The 26,314-nt window shown below is 40.4% G+C and carries 23 protein-coding genes; 2 read left to right on the top strand and 21 right to left on the bottom strand.

Annotation, left to right across the window (positions count from 1 at the left end; all coding sequences use genetic code 11):
* The first annotated feature begins 89 nt into the window (after positions 1-89).
* A complete protein-coding gene (locus D1013_RS04005; RefSeq protein ID WP_121847660.1) occupies positions 90-800 on the top strand; it encodes a hypothetical protein in 711 nt (236 codons plus the stop codon).
* Positions 801-890: 90 nt separating this feature from the next.
* Positions 891-1,622 carry a hypothetical protein gene (locus D1013_RS04000; protein WP_121847659.1) on the top strand — a complete coding sequence of 244 codons (732 nt, stop codon included), beginning with the start codon at positions 891-893 and terminating at the stop codon, positions 1,620-1,622.
* Between the two features lie 38 nt (positions 1,623-1,660).
* On the opposite strand, the gene tsaB is transcribed toward D1013_RS04000, so the two are convergent.
* From tsaB to sov, 21 genes are all read right to left on the bottom strand, one after another.
* The gene (gene tsaB, locus D1013_RS03995; RefSeq protein ID WP_121847658.1) at positions 1,661-2,335 is read right to left on the bottom strand and encodes a tRNA (adenosine(37)-N6)-threonylcarbamoyltransferase complex dimerization subunit type 1 TsaB; all 675 of its coding nucleotides are present in this window, start codon (positions 2,333-2,335) and stop codon (positions 1,661-1,663) included.
* 84 nt (positions 2,336-2,419) lie between these two features.
* A complete protein-coding gene (locus D1013_RS03990) occupies positions 2,420-3,772 on the bottom strand; it encodes a TolC family protein (RefSeq protein ID WP_121847657.1) in 1,353 nt (450 codons plus the stop codon).
* 31 nt (positions 3,773-3,803) lie between these two features.
* Complete coding sequence (locus D1013_RS03985; RefSeq protein WP_121847656.1) at positions 3,804-4,940, bottom strand: efflux RND transporter periplasmic adaptor subunit; 1,137 nt, start codon at positions 4,938-4,940, stop codon at positions 3,804-3,806.
* Positions 4,941-5,001: 61 nt separating this feature from the next.
* On the bottom strand, positions 5,002-6,264 hold the full coding sequence (locus tag D1013_RS03980) for an ABC transporter permease (protein ID WP_121847655.1): 1,263 nt from the start codon (positions 6,262-6,264) through the stop codon (positions 5,002-5,004).
* A gap of 1 nt (position 6,265) precedes the next feature.
* Entirely contained in the window at positions 6,266-7,495 is a 1,230-nt protein-coding gene (locus D1013_RS03975) for an ABC transporter permease (protein WP_121847654.1), read from the bottom strand.
* Positions 7,488-8,189, bottom strand: coding sequence for an ABC transporter ATP-binding protein (locus D1013_RS03970; RefSeq protein ID WP_121847653.1), 702 nt, complete (start codon positions 8,187-8,189; stop codon positions 7,488-7,490). The genes D1013_RS03975 and D1013_RS03970 overlap by 8 nt, the downstream gene beginning before the upstream one ends.
* A gap of 107 nt (positions 8,190-8,296) precedes the next feature.
* Entirely contained in the window at positions 8,297-9,406 is a 1,110-nt protein-coding gene (locus tag D1013_RS03965) for an efflux RND transporter periplasmic adaptor subunit (RefSeq protein ID WP_121847652.1), read from the bottom strand.
* Positions 9,407-9,451: 45 nt separating this feature from the next.
* Positions 9,452-10,711 (bottom strand): ABC transporter permease, encoded by a 1,260-nt coding sequence (locus D1013_RS03960; protein WP_121847651.1) that lies wholly within the window; start codon positions 10,709-10,711, stop codon positions 9,452-9,454.
* 26 nt (positions 10,712-10,737) lie between these two features.
* Positions 10,738-11,982, bottom strand: a complete 1,245-nt coding sequence (locus D1013_RS03955; protein ID WP_121847650.1) for an ABC transporter permease — start codon at positions 11,980-11,982, stop codon at positions 10,738-10,740.
* Positions 11,983-12,084: 102 nt separating this feature from the next.
* Positions 12,085-12,312: a CAMCR motif-containing small membrane protein gene (locus tag D1013_RS03950; RefSeq protein WP_121847649.1), complete on the bottom strand. Its 228-nt coding sequence runs from the start codon at positions 12,310-12,312 to the stop codon at positions 12,085-12,087.
* Positions 12,313-12,330: 18 nt separating this feature from the next.
* Complete coding sequence (locus D1013_RS03945; protein ID WP_121847648.1) at positions 12,331-12,864, bottom strand: DUF420 domain-containing protein; 534 nt, start codon at positions 12,862-12,864, stop codon at positions 12,331-12,333.
* Positions 12,861-13,595: an SCO family protein gene (locus tag D1013_RS03940; protein ID WP_121847647.1), complete on the bottom strand. Its 735-nt coding sequence runs from the start codon at positions 13,593-13,595 to the stop codon at positions 12,861-12,863. The genes D1013_RS03945 and D1013_RS03940 overlap by 4 nt, the downstream gene beginning before the upstream one ends.
* A gap of 8 nt (positions 13,596-13,603) precedes the next feature.
* Positions 13,604-14,230, bottom strand: a complete 627-nt coding sequence (locus D1013_RS03935) for a hypothetical protein (RefSeq protein WP_121850585.1) — start codon at positions 14,228-14,230, stop codon at positions 13,604-13,606.
* 100 nt (positions 14,231-14,330) lie between these two features.
* Entirely contained in the window at positions 14,331-14,714 is a 384-nt protein-coding gene (locus D1013_RS03930) for a cytochrome C oxidase subunit IV family protein (protein ID WP_121847646.1), read from the bottom strand.
* 35 nt (positions 14,715-14,749) lie between these two features.
* A complete protein-coding gene (locus D1013_RS03925) occupies positions 14,750-15,739 on the bottom strand; it encodes a cytochrome c oxidase subunit 3 (RefSeq protein ID WP_121847645.1) in 990 nt (329 codons plus the stop codon).
* Positions 15,740-15,835: 96 nt separating this feature from the next.
* Positions 15,836-16,417 carry a cytochrome c oxidase subunit 3 gene (locus tag D1013_RS03920; RefSeq protein ID WP_121847644.1) on the bottom strand — a complete coding sequence of 194 codons (582 nt, stop codon included), beginning with the start codon at positions 16,415-16,417 and terminating at the stop codon, positions 15,836-15,838.
* Positions 16,418-16,421: 4 nt separating this feature from the next.
* Entirely contained in the window at positions 16,422-17,321 is a 900-nt protein-coding gene (cyoE, locus tag D1013_RS03915) for a heme o synthase (protein ID WP_121847643.1), read from the bottom strand.
* 170 nt (positions 17,322-17,491) lie between these two features.
* Positions 17,492-18,196: an energy transducer TonB gene (locus D1013_RS03910; protein WP_121847642.1), complete on the bottom strand. Its 705-nt coding sequence runs from the start codon at positions 18,194-18,196 to the stop codon at positions 17,492-17,494.
* A 53-nt stretch (positions 18,197-18,249) separates the two neighbouring features.
* A complete protein-coding gene (locus D1013_RS03905) occupies positions 18,250-18,651 on the bottom strand; it encodes a VanZ family protein (RefSeq protein ID WP_162987796.1) in 402 nt (133 codons plus the stop codon).
* Positions 18,644-19,024 carry a glycine cleavage system protein GcvH gene (gene gcvH / locus D1013_RS03900; RefSeq protein WP_121847640.1) on the bottom strand — a complete coding sequence of 127 codons (381 nt, stop codon included), beginning with the start codon at positions 19,022-19,024 and terminating at the stop codon, positions 18,644-18,646. Before gcvH ends, D1013_RS03905 begins: the two co-directional genes overlap by 8 nt.
* Positions 19,025-19,122: 98 nt before the next feature.
* Positions 19,123-26,313, bottom strand: coding sequence for a T9SS outer membrane translocon Sov/SprA (gene sov / locus D1013_RS03895; protein WP_380084708.1), 7,191 nt, complete (start codon positions 26,311-26,313; stop codon positions 19,123-19,125).
* Between the last annotated feature and the right edge of the window lies 1 nt (position 26,314).

Genomic DNA, 26,314 nt, shown 5'->3' with positions numbered 1-26,314 from the left:
TTTAGAGGTTAGCTATAATTGATAGCTAACCTCTTGTTTTTCATAGTATTATTTTTTAAATTAAGTATCTCATCTTAATTTTTTCGACTATGAAAAATCTTATTTACTTGCTAGTATTCCATATAATAGGAACGGCCTGGGCACAAACCATCGGCAATGGTGATGGAATATCTACCGATATACAAGCCGGAATTGTTATGCGAGAAGTGGATATTCAAGGATCGCCCTACCTAAATGAGGTATACAAGAAAGGGGAAACAATTATTAACGGTAAGTCAAGAACATCAGCGCTGATGAGATACGACGCCTACCACGATGCAGTGGAAATTCTTGATGAAAACCGTAAAGCACGAAAGTTGCTACGACGTCCTAGTATTAAAGCTGTTTTTGATGGAAAAACATACGAGGTACTCGAATATAAAGAGGGCAAGCAGGTTAAAATGGGTTATTTCAATTCGTTGAACCAAGGCCACACCCAGCTCTTATTCAAGCCTAAGAAAAAATTTGTTCAGGCCGAAAAGCCTGAAAATGGTTATGACGATTACGACCCTCCCGTCTACAAAGATATCTCGGCTTATTTTATAAGGAAAGGGGATCAATCTGCAACAATGATCAAACTAAATAAGAAAGGCCTGTTGAAGGCTCTCAATGACCAAGAGGCCTTACTTAAAAAGTTTATCAAAAAACATTCGCTAGACCTCAAAAAAGAAACCCATGCCATCAGGCTAATTCAATACTATAATTCAATTAATAAGACTACAGAAAGATTGATTGATTTTAATTCTACTGCTGTAGGATAAAAAATGTAGTAAAATTCTTATTATGGAATGATTTTTGGTCATTATTTTCAGAATCCCCCGCAACATAATACAAACTTAAAATTTACTTTTATGAAAAATGCTTTGTTGCTTTTGATTCTTCCTTTTGTGGGATTCTCCCAAAGTGGCTCCCTAATGTCATCTTCTATGCAAAAGTCAGGATTTAATTATCCTTTCTTTATGAACGAAACAAAAGAAATAACCTACGTGAATGAAGGCTCTCCCTATGAATCGGAAGAATTTAATAATGGAAATCTAAACTTTAACGGTAAAGAAATTCTAGTTGCACCAATGAGGTTTAATTCTATAAAACAAGTTATAGAGTTCAAGGATGAAAATAGCACCGTTCGAGAAGTTCTTAGAAGACCTGAGTTTAGTGCCACCTTTAATGGTAAAACCTATAAAATTTTCGAATTTGAATTACCCAATAACCAAACCCAATTAGGGTATTTCAACCCTCTATTCATAGGAAACCATATTTCTTTTTTACTCAAACCTGGAAAATATCAGACCATTAGTGCTCCTTCGAGCCATACCGCATACGGAAGTTCTACAAAAGTAGCAATCGCAAATTATATTGAGAATTCTTCCTATTATATTAAGCATGACAAAGCCCTTGCACAGCTAATAGAATTAAATAAAAGCAACATATTAAGGGCACTAAGCGACAAATTCATCGAGGTTTCAAACTTTATGAACACCAACAACCTCAACTTAAAAAAAGAGGCTGATGTTATTCGCTTGTTAAGCTATTATGATTCTTTAAAATCGATAAAACCGGTTGCGAAACAGGGCAAAGGTTAAAACTAAAAGCCTCTCATTTTCCAAAAAATTGACAAAGGCTATTTTTTCTTTTGCTGAAGTATAAAGTCCTTTAGATAGTAAGGTTCAAAATAAGCTACATCTTCGAACTCAGAAGATTTATATTTTTCGTACGCCAAGTGGGCCATTTGGCTAGAAGAAGGAACCACCCCTTCATCAAAAGAGATATGGTCGTGACATAATACTTCCTTACATTTTTCAGCTCCTGAGCCCAATAAGAGCACCTTCCCTTTTTGCCAAAACACTTCGAAAGAGGATTCAGAGACAATCTCAGCACGAGTATCCCTAACCTGTTTCAAGTCTTTATCAAAAACTGCAGAATACACCTCCATTCTACGGGCATCTAAAAGGGGAACTATAAAATCAACCGCCTGTGGGTCAGCTTGACTCGCCATACTTTCAAGTGTGGCTATCGATATCAACGGAATTTCCAAAGCATAACATAGGCCTTTGGCTGCCGAAACCCCTATTCGCAAGCCGGTGTATGACCCGGGGCCTTTACTTATAGCGATAGCATCCAGATCGGACAATCGCAAACTGGCTTGCTTGACGACCTCGTCGATAAATACATGTAGCTGTTCTGAATGGGAATAATTAGGGGAATTATGTTCTTTTAATGCTATTAACTGCCCATCTCTGGCCAAACTCACCGAACAATTAGTGGTAGCCGTCTCTAAATTAAGTATCAACGCCATAAGGCTGCAAATATAATCTTAATACATAAAAAAATCCGCTAAAGCTAAAGCAATAGCGGACCATTTAACTACCCCAAAATAGGGTTATTCTAAATCGATTGGTAATCCGAAGTAAAACTCAAGAACTTTAATTCTAAAAATATAATCATACTTGGTTCTTACTACCTCAGCAGCGGCATTATCGACCCTTGATTGTGCTTGACTAAAATCGAAGGCATTCATAAGTCCTACATCATACCTTTCTTTTGAGTAATTATATGCCAGTTGTCGAGCCTCTAATGTCTTTTGCGCTGCTTCATATGCTTTGGCAAAACTGGTTACGTCAACATAAGCTTGGTTGATATTGGTCTCTAAATCAAGCTTATCTTGCTCTAGTTGCAACTCGGCTTTTTTAACGGTAATTTCTGCCCTCTTAATATTATTTCTGGTACTAAAACCATTGAAAACAGGTATATTCAATTGAGCGCCATAAGATATACCATCATTGATCCATAATTGATTTCCGAAACTTTCAGCGGGCACAAAAGTACCTGTACTACTATCGAAGCCACCTTGATCGGAATATCTTGTATTATAGTTAAAAAAGGCGGATAGTGTCGGATACAACGCTCCCTTTGTAATTTTTAAATCCTCTTTTGCCAAATCAATATTTGACTCAGAGAACTTGATATCATTTCTAAAAGTAAGCGATTCAGCAAAAATTTCCTTCGGATTTTTGTTCAGGATATCAGAAGGAGGTACCTCGTAATCAACATCTACAACATCAAAATTTTCATAATCGGTAATTTGAAGTAACTGGGCCAAATTGATTCTCGAAATCAAAACCAAGTTTTCGGTATTTACAATTTGTTGCTCCAAGCCGGCGGCTGTCGCCTCAATCTCTAACAAATCTCCTTCAGGTAAAGCACCTGCCTGTATCAATTCTTTGGTACGCTTTAAGTCTTGTTCGGTAACTGCGTATTGCGCCCTTAAAACTTTTAAAGTCTCTTTATTTGAAAGTATTTGTAAATAGGCATTGGCGACGTTCAAACGAATATCATCCTTTAAATCATCTAAACGATATTGGTTGGCGATTGCATTCATTTTTGCCCTGTTCAGGCGATTGAAATTTCTCAACCCATCGAACAAGGTCAACGAAGAGGTCACCCCACCATTGGCCGTAAGAATAGTTGTTGTTACCGGTTGATTGGTTGTCGGGTCAAAGGAAAGACCTGTATTACCTGAAGTCGATATCGAGCTGTTAACATTGGGCATAAGCGCTCCTAACGCATCGGACCTATCGATTTTGGCATTTTCTAAATCCAGTTCGAATTGCTCAATACTTAAGTTATGTTCTACTGCGTATGCCACACACTCTTCTAATGTCCATTTTTTGCTTTGCGCAGTACTACTGCCAATAGCAATGAAGAACACTAAAACGATTAGTTTTAAGTTCATTTTTTGATTTTTTGATTATGATTGATGAATGTTACTCTTCTGCTTCCTCAGTGCCTTCTTCCTCTCCTCTCTTAATAGGTTCGGTCTTGTTCCAAATTTTGACATTGTCCGATTCTGAAAGGCCAGAAACTATTTCGACGTTGACCCCATCTGAAATTCCGATTTCAATATCGCGACGCTCAAATTGTTGTTCACCGGTCGAAACCTCCACATAGGGCTTGTCAGTTTTACTATCGAACTGTAATAATGCTTCCGGTATCACTAGAATATCATCTTTTTTCTCAAGCACCAAAGATGCATTGGCACTATAACCAGCTCGAATGAATATATCATCTTGAACATCTACATCACCCTCAATCTTGAACTGCACGGCGCCAGTTTCCTCGATACCTTTAGGTGCTATAAATCGAAGCTTGGCATCAAGCTCTTTACCTTCAACAGCACCCAAGCTTATTTTTAGGGGAGTACCGACTTCTAACTTCGCTACCTCGCCCTCATCAACTTTTCCCTCAAAAACCATTTTACCCAGATCGGCAATGGTAGCTATCGTTGTACCGTCGTTGAAGTTATTACTCTGTATCACTTGGTCCCCTTCCTCTACCGGTATTTCAAGAATGGTACCGTCAACCGTTGCCCTGATATTTGTATTGGCACTGGTAGAACCTCCTGCTGAACCTACTCTAATAATTTGATAGTCTGCTTTGGAGTTCTCAAGTTCTTGAACCGCCTGATCGTATTGAAGTTGAAGGTTATTGAAATCTTGACTTGATATCACCCCTTTATCAAAGAGTGATTTATTACGGTCATATTCGATTTTTGTATTATTGAGCGCCAACTCTGCATTTCTGACCCTACCCCTGGCCTGGTTCAAAGACTGTTCGTTGGGTACTACCTTAATGGTTGCAATCAAATCTCCTGATTTGACCTTTTGGCCTTCTTCCAAGAATATCTTTTGAATGATTCCAGAAATCTGAGGTTTTATTTCGATTTCGTCTTCAGGTATAACCGTACCGGTAGCGACCGTCTTTTTCTCGATGTTCGATATAAAAGGATGCTGAGTTTCGTAGGTAATCGCCTCTTTACTGTTCGATTTAATAAAGAAGGCAGCGGCCCATAGGGCACCCAGCACCAACACCCCGATTAATACATACTTTAAAATCTTGTTCATTGTAGTTGTGTTTGTTGTCTATTGGTATAGTTGTTCTCGTTTTTGTTACGTTGTATTCGTGTTATTCTTCCCTTAGCGCATCGATAGGTTTAATACTTACCGCTCGTTGAGCAGGAATCAACCCGATTAATGTTCCTAATACCACCATGATGACCAGAGCCCCGATTACATAGGGAATTGGAACTGTTGGATTCGTATAAGGGAAATCGATATTCTGAGTTAAGTTGTTGATTAATGCGAGGGTCGCCGCACCCAGTATGATGCCCATAATGCCAGCAATAACCGTTAGAAAAACAGATTCAAGAATAATCTGGTTACGCACCTCGGCGGGTGTAGCCCCCAAGGCACGCCTAACGCCCAGTTCTTTGGTTCTTTCCTTCACTGATATCAAAAGAATATTTCCGATACCTATAACCCCTGCCAGTATGGTCGCGATACCAACAATTAAGGATAAAAAAGTGATTCCGTTGGCAAAGCCGACAATCTTGTTAAACTGCTCGCCCAAGTTGAAAGAGCCAAAAGCACGATCATCATCGGGATGTACTTGATGTATGTTTTTCAACAAATTGATAATGTTCTCTTCTACTTTCACCACATCGGCGTCATCATAAGCAGCTATTGAAAACCAACCTACCTCATCGCCCGTGTTATAGAGCTTTCTAAAGGTTGAGAATGGAATAAAAATATCACCATCACCACCAAAACCTCCACTTTGGTCAAATTTGTGTACGCCAACGACCTGAAAATAAACGTTATCGATTTTAATGTACCCCCCAATAGGTTCTTCGCCCTTATCAAAAAGCTCTCGCTGCGCACGCTCACCGATTACCGCCACCTTTCTAGCTTGGGCAATGTCTTCATCGTTGAGAAAACGCCCTCCGTCATAAATTTTTTTAGGTGCTATTTTTGTAAATGCCGGAAAATCGCCAAAAAGGGGATAGCTACCCGATTTGTTGCCCCGGCCGATACTCGGAGGGGTCGAACCGAAGAAGCCGCGAACATTTCTTGGGGCAATAAATTCTACCTCAGGTATTCTGTTTTCGATCATGGTAGCGTCTCCGAGCCTCAACTGCATCTGCCTACCTGTTTTAAATCCTTCGTGGGGCATACTTGTGTTTTGTGCCCAAACGAACATACTGTTCTTGGCTATGATCTCGAACATACTTTCAAAACCATTGTCCATACCTTTTGCAGCTCCAGAAAGGGCTATATAGATAAAGATGCCCCATAGAACACCTATGACGGTAATGACGGTTCTAATCTTGTTCTTGCTGATAGAACCAAAGATTTCTTGCCACGTATTTCTATCTAGTATAAATCGCATCCTATTCGTCTCTTAATGCTACAATTGGTTTAATACGCGCCGCCCTACGTGCGGGTACGTAACCTGCTATTCCTCCAAATATGATAAGAACAACGGTCGCAATAATGGCCATGGGCATATCGATATAAGGGTTGGTAATGAAGAAATCTTCTAACCGTTCACCCATCGAACTCAAGATACCTACGCCCAAAAGCATACCTATAAAACCAGAGACCGTTGTAATGAAAACCGACTCTAAAAGAATGGTGCCTATTACCGATTTAGGTGTAGCACCTAACGCCTTTCGAATACCCAGTTCTTTGGTGCGTTCTTTCACCACAAAAACCATAATGTTACTAATACCGATGATGCCCGCGATGATGGTACCAAAGGCTACAAAACCGACAATAATCTGCAGTACCCGGGCAAATTGCTGGTTTTGCCTAAGTTGGTCCGCTACATTGCGTATAAAAATTCCGTTTCGGTCTTGCGGATGTATGTATTTCTTTTCCCGAATAAATTTGTCGAGACTTTTCTCAAAAGCCATTGCCCCGGCATAGCCAATTTCAGGCTTAAAGCCGATTACCATAGCGTCTATTTTATCGGTATTCTTTTCGATGAGCTGCATGGTCGTATAGGGCACGAATATATTTCGCTCTTCATTATCACCCCCATCATCTTGAAATACGCCGATTACCTTAAAAGAGCTTCCGCCCACATCGATATACTTACCAACTGCATTTTTAGATCCGAAAAGGTCTTGTTCTACCAACCTACCTATGACGGCGTTCTTGGTCTTGTTCTTAATGTCCATCACATTGATGTAACGACCTTTCATTATAATGTTCATTTCGGCATACTGATGCGCGGGCCCTACGCCCCAATTCGAATAGCTATTACTCTCGTTCTTGTAGCTTACAGTATCTTGTCGGGTAATTCTAGGACTTAAGTATTCAAGGAATAAGGGAAAATTCTTTTCAACATCTTCTAAATCGCTATTGTCGAACTCTACCGTTCTATTAGCTTTATAACCTTTATAGGGCATTGTCGTCCTGCCCCTGAATACCATGAAAACATTGGTCGCATCATTTGAAAAGAACTCATTGAAAGTATTAATAAGGCCATTGCCGAAACCGAAGAGCACAACGAATATCAAAATACCCAAAGCCACGGTAAAACCCGACAGAAAGGTACGCAGCTTATTCTTTTGAATAGTCTCGAAAATTTCCTTCCAAATATCCCTACTAAACATATTGTGATGCCCTAACTTGATCTACCTTTTTATCCTCGACTATAACACCATCTTTTAGATGAACTATGCGCTTGCACATATGGGCAATATCTTCTTCGTGAGTTACCACCAATATGGTATTGCCATCGTCGTTGATTTTCTGAATAAGGTCCATAACTTCATAAGAAGTCTTACTATCCAATGCCCCGGTCGGCTCATCAGCCAAGAGAACCTTTGGCTCGGCTGCCATTGCCCTTGCAATAGCAACCCGCTGTTTTTGTCCACCGGAAAGTTCATTGGGTAAATGGTGCGCCCATTCTTTTAAACCTACCTGAGAAAGGTATTTAATAGCTTTCTCTTCTCTTTGTTTTCGAGGAACCTTTTGATAATATAGGGGAAGAGCCACATTTTCCATTGCGCTTTTATAGTTAATGAGATTAAACGACTGGAAAATGAAGCCAAGAAATTTGTTACGGTATTTGGCAGCCTTTGTTTCGTTCAAGTTTTTAATGGGTACACCATCTAGGGTATACTCTCCGGAATCTGCCTCATCTAACATTCCTAAAATATTGAGCAATGTCGATTTTCCGGAACCTGAAGAACCCATAATTGCTACCAACTCTCCTTCTTTAATGCTAAAGTTCAATCCTTTTAGAACGTGAAGGGAATTGGCCCCCATCTTATAGGATTTATGCAGATTATTTATTTCTATCATTTGTGGTTACGTTAGTTGTTATGCTTTTTGAGGGCCAGCAGCAATATGACACTCAAGTTGTTAAATTGTTACGTGATATTGTCAAAATTTTCTGTTAAATATTTTTCTTACATGTTTTCCTCTTTCACAATGGCGTTCCAAACCTTGATTTTATCTTGCTCGGTAACTCCTGATTTAACCTCGACATATATACCATCACTAACACCCAGCTCTATATCTTTTCTCTCGAATATTTGTTCACCGTTCGCAATTTCAACAAATGGTTTCTTAGAGTCATTATCGTATTGTACCAGCGCCTCTTTAATGGCCAGCACACTATCAGCCTTCGCCAGAATGACAGAGGCATTAGCACTTAGGCCCGCCCGAATGAATACTGAGTCTTGCTTCTTTAAGGTACCCTTTATCTCAAACTGCACGGCGCCGTTCTCCTCATTGCCTTTGGGGGCGATATAATCCAATACCGCATCAAAAATGCGCCCTTCCAGTGCGCCCACGGTGATTTCAAGGGGAAGGTTTTCTTTAATTTTTCCTACCTCGCTTTCATCGACCTTTCCTTCAAATATCATTTTATCGACATCGGCGATAGCGGCAATGGTTGTTCCTTCGTTGAAGTTATTGCTCTCGATTACCTGGTTACCCACTTCTACAGGCACTTCTAGTACCATACCGCTTACAGTAGCTCGAATCTGGGTATTAGCGGCATTACCGAAACCTTTGGCGGTACCCGTCTTAACAATTTCAAATCTCTTATTAGCGGCTGCGTAGGTCTGTTTTGCCTGATCGTACGCCACTTGTGCACGTTCTAGGTCAACTTGAGAAATAACTCCCTTGCCAAACAGGCTCTTTTGCCTATCTAAGTTTCGCAGTTGGTCATCGAGATTAATTTTTGCCTCATCGATACCATTTCGCGCATCGTTCAAGGCTGCCAAATTAGGTACCACCTTAATTCTACATATCAGGTCACCCGATTTAACGTAGTCGCCACCTTCTACAAATATTTCTTCGATAACCCCTGAAATATTGGGTTTGATCAATACCTCTTCCAGGGGTAAAATACTGCCGGTCGCAACCGTTTTTTTAACGATTGTTTTCTTGGAAGCCTGCTCGGTTTCGTAGGTTACAGGATCCTCGGCATTCTTTTGGTACAAGTAGTACATGGCTCCCCCGAAGGTTAACACAATGAGGAGCAGGATTATTCGGGTTACTGTCTTTTTCATTTTTGATTGATGTTAGATACTATTATATATTTTATATTATTTGATTTATTCGGTACGCAATGCTTCTATAGGCCGAACCTTTATGGCGCTCTGGGCGGGAATAAACCCCGCAAGAAGACCAGAAACGATAAGAATAATCAATGCTCCAATGACCACACCTAAACTAACGCTAGGGTTGGCGAACATATCTACCGGCCCGTTCATATCGAGAATGGTATTAATCAGATAAATGAAAAGTGCTCCAAAGGAAATTCCTGCCATTCCGGAAATAATGGTCAAGAAAATAGACTCCATCAGTATTTGCAATTTAATCGACCACGGGTCTTCACCCAAAGCCCTTCTAATACCAATTTCTTTGGTACGCTCTTTCACTACGATCAACATGATATTACTAACTCCGATCACCCCGGAGAGCAGCACCAAAATCCCCACGAAATAGGCTACAAAACGCAAAGCCCCGAACAAGCTTTGCACCCTTTGAAATTGCTCATACAAGTCGAAATGACCTACCGCCCTTTGGTCATCAGGGTGTACTTTATGATTCTCTTTAACGACGGCCATAATATTGTTCTTTATCTCGGTAATCGATGTACCATCATTGGCAGTAATGGCCATCCACCCGACATCATTACCTCTATTAAAAGCCTGTGAAAAAGAGGTAAAAGGAACAAAAATTTCTTTTTGCCCTTCTTCACCGTCCCCACCATTGCTTTTCTTTTTATAGGTACCGACCACCATGAAATTCACCCCTTGCACCTTGATGTAGGTCCCCAGTACTTCTTCGCCCTTATCATACAATCCACCGACCACTCCCTCACCGATTACGGCCACCTTTCTTTTCTCTTCAATATCGCTGTAGTTCAAAAATCGCCCTGCAGTAATACTCATAGGATCTTGTCGAATTATCTCCGGATAATCACCGTACACATTATAGGCGCCGGTTCTAAGTCCTCGAACCACGTTGTTGGCTCCACCAAAACCGCCCAATTGATTGCGAGGAGATATAAAGCGTAAATCTGGAACGTTTTCGCGAATGGAGGAAACATCATCTGTCTTGAAAATAAAACTTCTTCCCTTGGGAAGCCCTTTGTACGATTTTGTAGTAGCTCTCGACCACATGAACATTGTGTTTGTAGCTATATCACCAAAGTCTTTCATAATCCCGTTTTCAAGGCCTTTGCCGGCCGAAAGCAGAATTATAAGTATGAATATACCCCAAAAGACCCCGAAAGCCGTCAAAACGGTTCTAAACCAATTACTGGTGAGAACCTCTAGAATTTCTTTCCACCGATCTTTATTGAACATAGCTTCTTAAATTTCCTTTTACCCAACTATTCATCTCGCAACGCATCTATGGTGTGAATGTTAGCGGCCCTCCACGCTGGAAAAAAACCGGCAACGGCCCCCGCAAAAATCAATACGAACACGGTTGAAACGGCCACTTGAAAATTGACCGAAGGATTCAACACATAATCTACCTCGATATGCGGACCTAATATTTCTAACAGCCCCATGCTTAAAATCAACCCGGCAAAACCTGAAATGGCGGTGATAAAAACCGACTCGTGAAGTATCATGCCAACTATCGACCAAGGCTTGGCGCCCAGAGCTTTTCGAATACCAATCTCTTTTGTTCTCTCGCGCACTACAATCAACATGATATTGCTCACACCGACTACACCTGCGATAATGGTACAAACGCCTACGAACCAAAAAAATAATTTAATGTTATCGGTCAGGCTATAAAACCTCTTGGCCTCTTCAAGGGCACTCCATACAAAAACGGCGTTGGTATCATCGGGAGCTATCGTATGTGCTAGTTGAAGGTTTCTTAATAGCGTACTTTTAAATTTCACCGAGTTGGCCACGGCCTCATCAAAATCATTGGCCATGGGTAAAGTATACGCTAGATTATTTACCTTATCGCCACCATTGAATACGCGCTGTGCGGTAGTGATAGGTATAAATATCCGTTCTTCTTCACGATCCTCGGTTTCGCCAAAGAGCCCCACAATTTTAAAGGGAATGCCCGAAATATCTATAAACTCACCAATTGGCGTATCAACTTCGTGAAACACATCCTTAGCGATTTTATTGCCAATAACGGCCACCTTGGCCGTATTCTGCTCGTCTTGATAGTTAAGAAAACGACCATCGGACATTGTCGCATTCTCGATGCGCTGAAATTGATATGAAACGCCCTGCACCCCGTAAACCAAGGCTTCATTACCATAATTAACAGAAACGTTTCTCACGAAAATACGAGGGGAGCTTAATTCGATTTGGTCGTTCAAAAGTTGCGAAGAGTATTCATAATCAGAATTTCTCAATTCGATTACTCGACCGGGGTTCAGCCCCTTAAATTCTTTGGTGGTAGTACCCGGCCATACCCAAACACTGGTCGCAGCATCCTGAGCGAATTCATTTTCAATTCCATTTTTGAAACCTTCGCCAAAACCCAATAATATGACAAGTATAAATATACCAGACGCTACGGAAAGACCGGTAAGAAAAGTGCGTAGCTTATTTTTACGTATGGTATCAAAGATTTCTTGCCACCTTTCGATATCTAACATGTGATTGATGTATTGATTGATGAACACACTTTAAAAAGCATGCACTTATAAGACTACCTGAAAGTCTCATTGTTACATCAAATCGCCAAAAGAAATGTTAAATTAACTTACAGGGCTCGATTTCATCTTTTTATAAACGAAATAGAAGAGCACTGCTACCAATACATAAGGTATGGCCATTAGATACACAATACCGTTGTTGACCCCTTCTGCCACATCGGTATTTCCATTACTTTCCAAAACTGCACGGCACATGGCACATTGAGCTTCCATTTGAGAAGGAAGACAGAGAGCTAGAGCAATAAAAATGATGGCAGCTTTAAACTTCATATCAGATTAATTGAATAATTAAATGGGGTAATATGGTGATATCATCAAATACACAATAACCCCTGTGACCGCAACATATAGCCAAAGTGGAAATGTAAAAGAAGCCCATTTTCTATGTTTATCAAACTTATTGAGATAAGCAAAAGAATAGGTTTTAAGAACGAGGGGGATTATAGCAATGGATAATATAATATGCGATATCAAGATAAAATAGTAAACGTACCTCATAACTCCTTTGCCTCCGTAAGTCGTAGAATCAGAAGTCATATGGTACCCGATATACATGACTAAAAATAGAAGGGACAGCGCAATACAAATATTGATCAGCGTTTGGTGAATTCTTCTATTACCCCTCATAATAGCCATCACTGCTGCACATAGCAATAAGGCCGTAACCCCGTTAATAGTCGCATAAATAGGAGGCAAAAAGCCTAGACGTTCTACATTGGGCAGTTTCACACCAAAAAGCAATGCCACAACAACGGGTACTACAATTGAAACTATGGTTATCAATTTATTGAAACGCTTTTCCCTAACAACTACGTCGCTCATTCTTCCAGTAATTTTTTTATATCCTCTCTAAGAATAGAGATTTGCTCTTGCTCGCCATGATCGTTCGCGCCTTGCCCTTCGGTGATAGTACCACGATAGTAGACTATGGGGTTACCAAACTCATCTACCCTAGAACGTAAAAACCCGTTTTTATCGACCAATGCAAACAACCCTGAATGCTCAAAACCTCCTGGTGCATCTGGCATTTCTGCCGCAAATATGTTAAAACCCTCGTTGGCCAACTTATAAATTTTCTTTTGATCGCCTGTCATAAGGTGCCAGTCTAAATCGGTAATACCGTATTTCTCGGCATACGTTTTTAATACAGTTGGGGTGTCATGTTCAGGCGTTATTGAAAATGAAGCTATACCAAAATCTGCCCGGCCCTCGTATTCATTTTGTAAGCTTACCAAATTCTTGGTCATAATCGGGCAAATCGATGGGCAACTCGTGAAGAAAAAATCAACAACGAATACTTTGCCCCTATAGTCATTATCACTGACAACCAAACTATCTTGATTGATAAACTCAAAAGAAGGCACCCTTCTCTTTTTACCATTCGCCAATACATACGCCAACTCTCCAGAATTATCTTTCACATTCATTCGGTCGGCCTCTACGACTGTTCCAGATTTGAGGCGGTTGACGATTTTTGGAATAAAGATGATACCAAAGACCAAAACAATCAATGAAACCCAAACGTATGTGTATTTATTCTTTTTAGCCGCCATAAAACATCCTATCTATCTGCATTGTTTTTCTTGAGCGCCAACCGATACTCTGCTAGAATAATCTTTACATCATCCACCATTTTATTGTTCAGCTCAGCTACAGAAGAAGTATCAAAACCGAAAACAACACCATCCTCTTCGTCTTTATTTCTCCCTCTCAGTTTTGCTTCCTTATCAACAATAAAAACAAATGGGGTTGATTGGTTTTCGTTTAAAGTAATATCAGTTTTCAACGAATTGAACAATTCAGTTATCATATTCTCTGTCATGAAGGCGAAATTCCATTTCTCGGTACCACCTAAATGCCCAATCTCCTTCTTTAGGTCATCTACTTGGTCTTGCAAGCCTTCAGAAACGACCATGACAAACTGAAAATCTTGAAACTCATGAAATCGCTTATAAATTTTTTGGTTTAAGTTGAACATATTCCCCCTTCGTGAAGCGATATCGGAACCTAAAAACCCCAAAATGGTGATCTTGTTCTCTAAGGCGATATCATTTGCACTGAGCGACTTCACATCAATCGTATCGGTCAATACTGGTAATCTGCCGAAATTGTTTACCCCAGACGCAAAAAAAAGATACGCCACGATAGGCAGTATGAACAGAGTGATAAGAACGGCCGTTTTTTTCATGATTTTACGGGATGCACCGGTAATTACAAACGGATACAAAATTAAAAAAGACGGTCGTTAAACCGTCTTAGTATGCTGTTAATTTATGATAATATAAGGATTAAAAGTTCCATTTAATGAAACCTTCCTTATAAACATTGTAAACATAATCTGCCTCGAACAACAAAATGAAAACCAAGTAAGACACAAGAAAAATCGGTGTCCAAACTATAGCCCTTCTCAAAGCCGTCTTTTCATCTCTTAAGTGCATAAAGTCCCAAGCAATGTAATAAGCCTTTACCAATGTTAGAACTATGAAAATCCAGTTCAACAACTTCATACCCAGAAAATATGAATGGGTCAAAACACGTGGCTTGTAAATACCTAGCAAAACCTCAACGGCAGTTACTATGGATAAGAAAATCAAAACTCCCCAAATTTTTTGGGTGTTGTTCTTAAATTTTAAAAGACCTCTAAAAATTTCAAGTTTGTGTGCGTGTGCCATTTTATTATGCTATTTCTTATGACTAAAAGGCCAAATTATACTAAGTAGAAGAATGTAAAGACGAATACCCATACCAAGTCAACAAAGTGCCAGTAAAGACCTACTTTCTCGACCATCTCATAATGTCCTCTTCTTTCGTAAGTACCTAAAATTACATTGAAGAATATGATGATATTGATTACAACACCGGAGAATACATGGAAACCGTGAAAACCGGTGATAAAGAAAAAGAAGTCAGCAAACAAACGGCTACCGTATTCATTGCGAACCAAGTTAGCTCCTTCAACCACTAATTTTCCGTCTTTAATTTTCTCTAAAGACTCTTCTCTAGTAAGGAGTGTTTTCTCGCCTTCCTTCTCTCCTTCTTGATGAATGGCCTCGGTACGGATTAGAATATTTGGGTTGGCCAAAAAGCCTTCCGTTACCTCATTCATCGAAAAAGTCGGTCTGTAGCCTTCATCATAAAACCAAACACCATTCTTTCTCTCGTGATTTGCTCGCTCACTAGGAATAATCTTGGCAAAATCACTAAGAGCAGCACGCTCGCCGGTCTCAGCATCTATAAACTGTAGAATTCGCCCCCCTTTGGTTTCGACCGCGCCAAAATCACCTTTGATAAAGGTTGCCCATTCCCAAGCTTGTGAACCAACGAAGATGGCACCCCCAATAATGGTCAAAAACATATACCAGATAACGGCATTCTGTTTCATTTTGTGCCCCGCATCTACTGCAAGCACCATGGTTACTGACGACATGATCAGAATAAAGGTCATGAACGCCACGTAAATCATAGGGTAATTACCATGAAAAAACGGTACGTGGGTAAATACCTCATCGGCTATCGGCCAAGTCTCAATAAATTTAAACCTAGAAAAGCCGTAAGCGGCCAAAAAACCAGAAAAGGTCAATGCATCGGAAACGATGAAAAACCACATCATCATCTTGCCATAACTCGCACCAAGGGGCTTATTTCCGCCTCCCCAGACGTTTTCCGTAGCAGTACCAGTTGTTACCGTAGATTCCATTTAATTCAAAGTATGGTTAAAATTTGCACAAATTTATAGTTTTCTTACCTGAAACGAAAGCCGAACGTTAAGGAAAACCAACAATATTTTATTTTATTATCCAACGAAATACATAAAGCCCATCAAATAAACCCATAAGAGGTCTAAAAAATGCCAAAAAGTGGCCCCAAGGGAAATACCTAAATACTCCGATGGAGAGTACTTACCCTTTGTTTGGTTAAACAAAACCACCAACAGAGATATGATACCCGCCACCACATGCGCAATATGAACCGCCGCAATCAGAAAAATATAAGACATTTTTATATTACTGGTCGGCCCGGTAAAATAATAACCCTCGGCCACCATTTGCGAAAAGCCATTGAACTGCATTATGATAAACACAAAGCCCAAGCCCAAGGTGGCCCACAACCATTTTGTGGCCATTTTTCCATTACCTTCTTGAACCGATTTTTTTGCCAGAATATAGGTGAGGCTACTAACTATAATTATGGCCGTACTGATGAAAAAAGAACTTGGAAGGTTCAGCTCGGTCACCCAGTCTTCCCTTGAGCTACTAACTATGTAAGCACTCGTCCATCCGGCAAAGCCCATAATCAGGCTTACGATACCGAACCAAAGCATCATTTTCTTGGCTCGGTCATTCTTTTCTTTACTTGTTCCTTGAGTTAAATCCATCAACTTAAATAAACTTATCTACTACGTAAACGATTTGCATTAGTGTAATGTAACTGACACTTGCAAGCATTAGTTTACGTGCCGTTACATTATCGCGTTTTTCATATAATTTGAAAGCAAAGACCAACATGACCATTCCCATCATAAAAATTACAATGGCCGCGGGTATCGATAATATCAACCTACCCGTAATACCAAAAACAGGCACTATCGAAATAACCAACATCCAAATCGTATACATGATGATCTGAAGGGCCGTGCCCTTATCTTTTTTTCCAGTAGGCAACATTTTAAAACCACCTTGTTTGTAGTCATCATCCAACATCCACCCTAATGCCCAAAAATGAGGAAATTGCCAAAAAAACTGAATCATAAACAACGTACCCGGCTCTATGCCGAATTCGTTGGTAGCGGCAACCCAACCTAGCATAAAGGGAATAGCACCAGGAAAAGCACCTACAAAAACTGCCAAAGGTGTTATCGTCTTTAGCGGCGTATAAACACTGGTATAAAGAAAAATGGAAATTGCGCCGAACATGGCCGTCTTAGGATTCAACACATACAATGAAGCAACACCTAGAACCGTCAATATAACAGCAATAATCAAAGCGTGGCGTACCGTCATTCGACCTGAAGGAATCGGTCTATTTTTAGTACGCTTCATTAAAGCATCCAAGTCTTTCTCGATGATCTGATTATATGCATTTGAAGCTCCGACCATGCAATACCCGCCAAAGGCAAGGAGCAAAAGAGAAATAACATTTATTTGGTGCGCACCAAGAAGGTAACCCGCCAATGATGAAAATACCACACTTATTGCCAGCCTAGCCTTGGTAATCTCCTTAAAATCGGCAACAGACAATGTCATTGAGCGGTTAATGGCCGTATTTACAGCAGTTTTCATTCCTCTTTTTTCGAACTGCAAAGATAATTCGATAGTCCGTTTCTTGCAACGAATTGAAGATCTTTAATATTTCATGCAAATACCTGGACTACCGAACAAAAAAATCCCATTCCAATTAGGAATGGGATTGTATCTTGAAACCAATCACAGAATAGCGATATGGTTGCTAATTACTGTAACTTAAAGGTAATTGGAATACTAAATGGAACCCTTACCGGTCTACCCCTTTGCTTACCTGGTGTCATTTTAGGAAGCTTACCGATAATACGAGCAGCTTCTTTTTCTAAGTTTTTGTCTGGACCACGCATTCTAACATTACCAATGGAACCATCTTTTTGAATGGTGAACATTACACTTACCCTACCTTGAATACCCATTTCTTGGGCAATTTCTGGGTAACGGAAGTTTTTGCTAATATGCTTCTGCATCATTTGCTGAAAACAAGCCCTTTTGTTCGATTCGTTCTCACAACCTGGGAATACAGGTACATCTTCAATAACCGCGAAAGGAACGTCAACATCTTCTACCTCTTCTTCAACCTCAACATCTTCTACCTCGATAATTTCTTCTTCTTGGCTGGTTTCGGTAGACTCGATTACGGTTTCTTCAACTTCCTCTTCATCTTCAACAACTTCGATGATTTCAGGAGCAGCTGGAGGCGGTGGAGGCGGTGGAGTCTTTATTTGCTCAGTCATCGGAACTTCCTCGTCCAAGTCGTCATCAACATTCATGGAAATATCGTAATCATTTACCTCATCATACGTTTTCCATTCTAATGCACCATATACCAATGCCATGGTAAGGGCCAGTCCTATAACAAAATACAAGCCGATGTTACGACCAATATCTGCTTTCGGATTCTTTTTCGGTTCCATAATTCTCGATTTTAATGTTCGCTAATTTAATTAAATATTCTGTTAAATAGCAACTAAATTTCCCATTTTAACCGTGTTCGGCCTGAAAACAGGAGTTTAATCGCAAACGCTCCGAGCAAGGCCCCAATCGTATTGGCCATTGCATCTAACACATCACCTTGTCTATCAACTGTTAAGGTATATTGTAATACCTCAATAATTATACCAAACCCAACCGCAAACACTACTGAAAAAAGCAGCGCCTTTCTCAACCCAACTTTGCCTAAAGTTCGCTCTCTAAGTAAAAAAGCAGCCAAAAACGCAGCTACAAAGTAAAATGTAAAATGAACGGCCTTATCTAAATGGGGCAAGTTAAAAGTGGGCGCATTATCTTGATCAAAAGAAGATAAGCTAGCATAAGTAACAAATGTCATCCAAGCAAGGAAGACCAAAGTGTACCTATAATTCTTAAGCACCAATAAGCGCTTTATAATCTTCAGCAGACATCAAGCCGTTTACCTCAGAGGCATCGCTCATTTTTATTTTAATCATCCAACCTTCGCCATAAGGATCTGAGTTTACGCTTTCAGGAGCGTCTTCCAAGGCTTCATTAAATTCAATTATTTCACCACTCAACGGTAGGAATAAATCAGAGACGGTCTTGACCGCTTCAACAGTTCCGAAAACCTCTTCTTTATCCAATGTCTCATCTAAAGTCTCAACTTCAACGTAAACGATGTCACCTAATTCGCCCTGAGCGAAATCGGTTATACCTACCGTAGCTGTATCGCCTTCGATCTTTACCCACTCGTGGTCTTTGGTATATTTTAGTTCAGCTGGAATATTCATATGCCTTTTTGTTTGTCGCAAATGTAAAATATTCCCTAAAGGTTTTCAAAAAAATAAGCCGAACACCCTATCAACCCATCAAATATTTAGTTAATCTTCTAGTTTCCAAAGTTATAGCGAAGCGTGAAACCAGAATTTATAGTGGTTTGAGGAAAAGCTGTGGAAACGGCGAACTTAGAAAACGAATGATCATAGAAGAACAATGCGTTCAGATTCTTCGTTAAAGCATAATCAGCGGTAAACTTGACCGAAAGAAGGTTTTGGCCCGAGGTTACTTGATTATTATCGATATCCAGGTTTCGAATAATAGTTACGTTATCACGCAAAGTCATATCGGCTTTCAAGTTCAAGTCTCCTTTCAACCTTGTTTTGTTACCGCCAATGTTAGTGACAAACTTGACATCTTTAAACCTATAACCAAGCCCTACCGTATACTCACTTCCATTGGTCTCCGTCATTAGGTTATTATCGAAGCTTAAGGCCATTATTCTGCTCGTACGCATTTCGGCCAATACGCTTACCGAATTCTTCATTTCAAAATCGACTCTCATTAAAGGATTGAACTCATCGTTCAACACAACGTTGTTGAGAATTAAATCAGGCATAACGTCACCTGTATCAGGATCGGTTTGAGACAACCCATCATTGCCCAATTGCACCTTTTCTAAATTGGTCTGAAAAGAATTGATGCTATAAGCGGCCCTATACCCGTGACTTAAAGAGAAACGTTGAAATTTCTTTTTAAACCATTTGTTCCTCATCAGACCTGTATACTTAATGTTCCAATTGGGAATAGGTATCTGTCTGAACGCATCTAGATTTACACGTTCGGCATCTTGTCCCGTATAGGCCGCAAAGAAAGCGGGCAACAATACATCTTGCTGTGTTTTTCCGTACCGTTCCGGGAATCCATCTTCATCTAGTTCTCCTACCGCTTCACCCCTATTGGCGACCAGCCTGTTAGCAATGGTTAATCTATTTTCTTTGAATTGCTGAAAGGTTTCAGAATCGAATTCATCACTTCTTCCAAAGACAGTTCCGATCATAAGGGTCGAAATACTGAAATTTCCGTATTCGTTACCCAAAGGGTTTTGATTCTGCGACCAAAGGTCTACATCATAATTTTCTTGATAGCTATTGGAGAATTGACGATCCGCTGAAAGGTCAATAGTCAAATCTCTCGCCGGCTGAGCCGTAGCAGTTATATTCAATTGCTTGTTTACATTTTCGATATACTGCTCATTGAATTCATTGAAGTCTATGAGCCAACCCTTTCTTGCAGCTTCGAACCGAACATCTGACTGGCTACCAAAAACAAACCCTAAAGACGGCCTTAACGACCCGATAAAACCTACCGACTGAGTATAACCTGGAAGTACCTTACCGCTGCTTTCGTTATAGTTAACATTCAATCGTTTCACCATAGTCAAAACATCTACCGCAGTATTGAAAAGTCCGCTAGTTTTTTTAGAAGTTTTTTCACTATCTGAAGCCGGATTACCTGCCTTATCCCTACGAACCGGGGCTGCGCTCGCATTTGCTTTTCCCTCCCTCTTTTTTAGACCTAACATATCATAAAACTTCTGCATGTTCAGGTTGGCCGTCAAATTATGAGTACTGGCATTTTGAACGGTATTTACCGAAACGATACCTTGGGAGTTCCGTTGATCCGCAATGGCCAAATTAAGGGCGTCTCCTCCTCGTTGCCAGTCAAAGTTACTGGTATAGCTATATTGGGCATTGATAAAGTCCAAAACAGGTATTTTACTAAAAGGCAATTCATAATTTACCTCAAGTTGTTGAGCATGGCGATTGGGTTGCCCCAAATCCCAGAAACCATCCCAAAGACCTAAGGTTTGATCAATTTCAGAGTTAGGGTCAGTCGGATCGTCCAAATAATTTCTAACAATGTGGTTATTGCTAGCCGACATATTTAATCGCAACGACTTAGTCAAACTATAATTGACCGCATATTGCCAATTGAACAAGTAATTGCGCTGACGCAAGGTCGGAAGCTCTAATTTATCGACACCTTCCTCAACAACATCTCTAAAACGTTGCTGATTGAATTGTCTATCAAAATTTGAGTTGACAGACACGCTGGTCGGTAATAAGTTAAGGTTTAGTTCTTTTAACCATTGTAGGTATCTGCCAGTAAACAACGAATCATTTTTGGCAAAAGGCGCCACCTCGATGGGTTCGAAATTGTGGTTGTACAACATACCCGCGGCAACACTCTTATCTTCTAGCGCGGCTATTTCAAAATCTCTGTGATTGGTTTCGTTGTAGGAATAATTGAAAGTAAAGTTTTCAACATCGTAGAAATTGGCCTCGGCCTCTTCACCCCTATCTTTTCGAACACCGATAAGATTCACACTCGTTCGCTTAGTGTAGTCTTCGGCCTGTGTTCTGATGGCTTCAGCCGATTCTTCATCTTCGGCTGCCGCTATACGGTCATCTAACTTAAGGTCATCGTATACAGGATCGAACTCAGGTGTAATTACCGATTCGGAAATACCATAATTAAATGGTATTTGTATATTCCAATCTTTCGGAAGCAATTGACCTACATTAACATTGGTGACCAAATCGTAGGAAATGGCATCTTCCCTGGCTCTTTCATTCGGCATTTGATCAATTGACCCAAAACCGGAAGTACTGGTACTACCCGTAGCACTAACATTGGCAAAATCGGCAATGTTCGCATCAACCGCCGCGATAGCTGCCCAACCCCCATTATTATCAAGGCCTGCCAAACGAAGCTCATTGAACCAAACCTCACCGCGTGCCGGGAAACCGCTTACGTTCTTGACACCGACCATCATGCTTCTAATGCTTCCTAATGACGGGTTACCTTTTATACCAATTCTAAGCGTTCCCGGAGTTCTCGGAGCAAACTCATCAACAGGAACCACCTCGCCACCAATGACCTCAAAAAACCGTATCTCACTTAAGTCGCTACCGGCAATCCATACCGACTTCACCTTGTTCAAATCGGAAAGGATAATTTCCATCTCGTTATTCTCAGGCCAGACACCTTCTTCGGAAGCCACATTAAAAGGGGTAAACTCTAAAGGAAGTTCTAACTGGTAGAAGTTCTCGGAAAAGTCGGTACCAATTCTCAAGAAGCCTACCAACGGGCTCTCGATTTCGTAGCTATCACTTTCTAAAATCTTTTCGGCATGCATGAACATTTTCAGTTTTTCATACTGCCTAACATCTATATTAAGGTTCTTGAACACCCCTCTAGAATCTTGAGACTCTAGATTTTCGACCACTAGCGAGAGCGACTGCTCATTCTGCTGAATGATGGTATTGTTATTATTTAATTGTTCTCTTCTAACACCTGGTGGCAAAACATAAGGTATAGGTGATCGATTTTCATTTTCTTGAATGTTCACCGCATTAACATCCATAGTAGTTGCATCATCACCGACATTTGGATCATCGGGATCTAAGCTCTTTACATAAGTTCGCCAATCACCCCTAACCAAGTCTAAAGTAGCAAAGCGCAGAACCACATCACTATTAAATCCGGTCATGTACATTCTCATTGAACTGATAGAGCGAAAATCGGTAATACCACCAACGGCATCGGTAAAATCGCTTAACGGAATTTTGTATTGAATCCACCTTGTTCTCACCGTACTTCCATCAGGAATTCGGTTACCAGACAACACCAATGAATCTCTAATATCGGTGACGTAAAGATCATTAATGGTCGTATTTGGCCTGATAGGAACTCGATACTCGTAGTAACTATTGACTGTATTCATGGTCAAATCGCGATCAATATCCTCTACATCGGGTAGAGTTGTTGAACCTCGATTGGTATTGGTCACCTGTACTGGGGAGTTACCTTGCGGGTTGTTGAAATTAAGGTATCGGTTTAACACCCCTCCATCTCGCTGTAAGAAGTACTGGTAATTATCGAGAGCGGGGTCGGCCCCGTTGCTATCACCATAGATTTGCGATTCATCGGTATCATTTAAGCCATCAAAACCTAAATCTTGTTGTTCACGAGCCCCCTCGTTCACATCAAATGCATAAACTAAGGCCTGAGTTGCAGGTACCGGACCCCAAATAGGATTAGCAGGTTTTGTACTACCTTCTCCGTTCACAGGAAGGCCATTCTCATATTGCTTTAAGCCGTCGGCCAGAATGTCTTCGGATATATTACCAAAGTTAATAACTAGTTCACCCGTACTCGTGGCCGTACCATCAACGTACGGATCCATTACCCAAAATTGCACAAACTCTACATTCGCCTGTTCAAAATTGGTACTGCTCAATGAACGCATGATACCCGCCCATTTTTGATCTGGGGTGGTACTTTCAAAATTCTCATTGGCATTATAAGGACCTTTTAAACTTGGGTAATAGGCCAAATCGAGAGTCGTTTGCTGCCTGGTTTGCCCTTGCGCGATTTCTACCTTCGGGAACACCTCATCAACAAATATTCTTCGAGTGCTGTTAGAAGAGATATCACTATCGCTCATTCCTGCTGGCCGTTGGTTGGTATAGAATACAGGATCTATAGTATACCAGGCCAACTTTGCCCTATTGAAACCAGTCTCCAAACCTTTTTGGGTAGGACTATCTAAAAACTCTAAAGGTGTACTGGCCATCGCCCAGCCCAAAGCAGATCTCACATCAATAAGCGATTGAGAGCCTTCAAAATCATCTAAATATGTAGTTGTCTCACCTTGAAAGTCTGCATTCTTTGGTGAATTGGGCTTTAACCATGCCACTTCTCCCCTTACAGACAAGTTTGAAGGAACATCAGTATCTATATTAGGTAGTTTGTTCACCCACCTTGTTAGAAAGGGCAATTCAGTAGAAAAGTTACCATTAACACCGAATATAGTATTGTTGACCGGCTCGACCCCGAAATTCGATTTTTGCGTCAAAGGCCTTTCGTTCAAATTAAGCATGGTAGCACCCAGAACAAAGTTCTTGTTGAATTGATGCTCTACATTTACCCCGGTAAATCGTCTTGTTTGTTGACCGAAAACGGCATTGTTCTCTACAGAAATATTAATAGGAACGTTAGAAGCTTCTAGACTTGGGTCCAATATTTGCACAGTACCGGCCTGATAATTCACCGTATAATCAATTCCTTCTTGCAATGTACGCCCGCCAGCGGTTACCCGAACCGAACCTCTTGGCACGTTAAAAGCACCTATCGGAATACCGTTACTGCCTTCTGACTTGTACCGGCCTTTCATCAAGAATTTGTTTTTTTCAGGATCCTGTAATGCCGCCGATTTGGTCAGCTCATACATATCTCTAAAAACGTATCTTTCTTGATTGGGGTTATAGCCATTTGCATTATTATAATCTCCACCCCCAAGCTGTTCAAAGAGGTATTCACCAAAAGGCTCTACCTTGGTAAATATGATTTGTCCATTTTGGGTATCTACGGTCAATCCTGGTATGAAATCAAAGAAACCGTCACCTCCGGGCTGTACATCATTGTACACATTCAAGCGGTCAAAATTGAATACATTTAAAAGTATTCTATCTTGTAGACCATCAGGCCAAGTAGCATCATCAATTGGGGTAATATAGTTTCTCGGTGTAGGATTGCTATACAAAATGTTCATCTTGAAGTCATCCTGACTCAAACGGAACGCTCCCGTAGCATAGATGTTTTTCATCATCAAATCCCATATAGGATCAGACACATTGGTAATATTACTTTTCAAAAGTTTTAGAACCAGAGTATTGTTATTTATCACCTGATTCTCGATGGCCCCAGAAACTGTTGTAGCATCAAGACCACCATTAGCAAACTCACCCACCTGATAAACATTACCGTTGTAGGTATATTGAAAAGCTACCGCCAGAACTTCATCATTACTCAACCTTTGGTTCAAAGAGATGTAACCCAATTGAGAGTTGAATTGAAAATCCCTACCCTGCTCCAACTTTCTTGCATTTTCTAAAAAGGCGTAATCAAAACCCTGATTAGGCTGGTAACCACCCGCATTGAAACCTTGTTCGACCGTGGCCACATCCCTAATATTTCCATTAAGAACACCTCCTCTATCGATAAGGGCAGGGTCATATAAGTTAGCGTTGTTTCTTGGTAAAGAGTTTGGTTGCCCACCAGTATTCATTCTAAAGAAGTTAGCCGGAGCATTAGAATAGATCCGAGTCTTTTTATCATCTGGATCACTCGTCAATGGATCAAATTCTCCTAAATCTTGAATACCGACAATATTTCGAACATTCAATGTTTGTTGACTTCTATTGGTCACCCAAACTTCTAAACGCGTAATCTGAACTTGACTACGTATATATGGATAGTTGGTAAGTGCCTGATCGTAATTATCCCTAAAATATTGTGCCAAGAAAAAATGACGATCCTCGTCATAATCCAATGCCGTAACTGAGAACTCACTTACGGTACCACCACCTTGCGCTACCACCGTATTATTTTGAGATTGTTGCTGAGAGAAAACCGCCGTCACCGTCGTTTTACCGAATTGCAATTGGGTCTTGACACCAAACAAACTTTGTGAACCTTGAATTAGGGAACTATTCAACGGCATAGATATATTACCGACTTCTATTGACCTGATTATGTCATCTTCAGTAGGTGTATAATCAAGCTTTACTATATTCTGAAAATCAAACGTGGCCTCTGTATCATAGTTGGCACTTACCTGAAGTCTTTCTCCAATTTTACCGAGCATACTAAGACTGATCCGCTGATCAAAATCGAAAGAGGTATTTGTACGGTTTCTTGGGGATAAGGAAGGGTTATCATTCTTTTGCCATATGACACCAAGATCCATAGCGACCGACCCCTGAGGTATGACCTCTATCGTGTTCCCACCAAAGACAGATTGAAAGAAATTGTTATTGACATAGAAATTAGGCAACAGGTTTTTACGTGCTTCTTCGCTACCTTCTTTTTTTCCGGAAAAGGCATCGGATTTTTCTTTGAAGTAATCTTTTATTCCTTCTTTTTCAACAAGCTCGTAGTACTGTTCGGGCGTTAAAATAATAGGATATCCTATATCGAAGTCACCTACTTTTTCAGAGTAGATGTACATTTTAAGTTGTGGGTCGTAAATATATTTGGAAACAATACTTTCTGGGTTCTCCATTCGGAGTCTACCCAAAGAATAACCGGTCTTGACGGAATCTACCTGTTGCTCCTCAGTATTCTCACCTTCAGTTTCTTGAGCATAAAAAACACCCGTTGAAACCATGAAAATTGAGAATAGGAGAGTAAGCTTAAATGGTAATTTAAGAATTAGTTCGGCCCCTGTTTTCAAA

This window comes from Euzebyella marina, assembly GCF_003687485.1.
Taxonomy (GTDB): Bacteria; Bacteroidota; Bacteroidia; order Flavobacteriales; family Flavobacteriaceae; genus Euzebyella; species Euzebyella marina.
The sequence above is the reverse complement of the archived record's forward strand: the minus strand, read 5'-3'. Positions and strand labels throughout refer to the sequence as shown.

What these genes read in the sequence shown, in the direction of transcription:
- D1013_RS04005 (WP_121847660.1), top strand. Translation starts at nt 90, where the DNA reads ATGAAAAATCTTATTTACTTGCTAGTATTCCATATAATAGGAACGGCC.
- D1013_RS04000 (WP_121847659.1), top strand. Translation starts at nt 891, where the DNA reads ATGAAAAATGCTTTGTTGCTTTTGATTCTTCCTTTTGTGGGATTCTCC.
- tsaB (WP_121847658.1), bottom strand. Translation starts at nt 2,335, where the DNA reads ATGGCGTTGATACTTAATTTAGAGACGGCTACCACTAATTGTTCGGTG.
- D1013_RS03990 (WP_121847657.1), bottom strand. Translation starts at nt 3,772, where the DNA reads ATGAACTTAAAACTAATCGTTTTAGTGTTCTTCATTGCTATTGGCAGT.
- D1013_RS03985 (WP_121847656.1), bottom strand. Translation starts at nt 4,940, where the DNA reads ATGAACAAGATTTTAAAGTATGTATTAATCGGGGTGTTGGTGCTGGGT.
- D1013_RS03980 (WP_121847655.1), bottom strand. Translation starts at nt 6,264, where the DNA reads ATGCGATTTATACTAGATAGAAATACGTGGCAAGAAATCTTTGGTTCT.
- D1013_RS03975 (WP_121847654.1), bottom strand. Translation starts at nt 7,495, where the DNA reads ATGTTTAGTAGGGATATTTGGAAGGAAATTTTCGAGACTATTCAAAAG.
- D1013_RS03970 (WP_121847653.1), bottom strand. Translation starts at nt 8,189, where the DNA reads ATGATAGAAATAAATAATCTGCATAAATCCTATAAGATGGGGGCCAAT.
- D1013_RS03965 (WP_121847652.1), bottom strand. Translation starts at nt 9,406, where the DNA reads ATGAAAAAGACAGTAACCCGAATAATCCTGCTCCTCATTGTGTTAACC.
- D1013_RS03960 (WP_121847651.1), bottom strand. Translation starts at nt 10,711, where the DNA reads ATGTTCAATAAAGATCGGTGGAAAGAAATTCTAGAGGTTCTCACCAGT.
- D1013_RS03955 (WP_121847650.1), bottom strand. Translation starts at nt 11,982, where the DNA reads ATGTTAGATATCGAAAGGTGGCAAGAAATCTTTGATACCATACGTAAA.
- D1013_RS03950 (WP_121847649.1), bottom strand. Translation starts at nt 12,312, where the DNA reads ATGAAGTTTAAAGCTGCCATCATTTTTATTGCTCTAGCTCTCTGTCTT.
- D1013_RS03945 (WP_121847648.1), bottom strand. Translation starts at nt 12,864, where the DNA reads ATGAGCGACGTAGTTGTTAGGGAAAAGCGTTTCAATAAATTGATAACC.
- D1013_RS03940 (WP_121847647.1), bottom strand. Translation starts at nt 13,595, where the DNA reads ATGGCGGCTAAAAAGAATAAATACACATACGTTTGGGTTTCATTGATT.
- D1013_RS03935 (WP_121850585.1), bottom strand. Translation starts at nt 14,230, where the DNA reads ATGAAAAAAACGGCCGTTCTTATCACTCTGTTCATACTGCCTATCGTG.
- D1013_RS03930 (WP_121847646.1), bottom strand. Translation starts at nt 14,714, where the DNA reads ATGGCACACGCACACAAACTTGAAATTTTTAGAGGTCTTTTAAAATTT.
- D1013_RS03925 (WP_121847645.1), bottom strand. Translation starts at nt 15,739, where the DNA reads ATGGAATCTACGGTAACAACTGGTACTGCTACGGAAAACGTCTGGGGA.
- D1013_RS03920 (WP_121847644.1), bottom strand. Translation starts at nt 16,417, where the DNA reads ATGGATTTAACTCAAGGAACAAGTAAAGAAAAGAATGACCGAGCCAAG.
- cyoE (WP_121847643.1), bottom strand. Translation starts at nt 17,321, where the DNA reads ATGAAAACTGCTGTAAATACGGCCATTAACCGCTCAATGACATTGTCT.
- D1013_RS03910 (WP_121847642.1), bottom strand. Translation starts at nt 18,196, where the DNA reads ATGGAACCGAAAAAGAATCCGAAAGCAGATATTGGTCGTAACATCGGC.
- gcvH (WP_121847640.1), bottom strand. Translation starts at nt 19,024, where the DNA reads ATGAATATTCCAGCTGAACTAAAATATACCAAAGACCACGAGTGGGTA.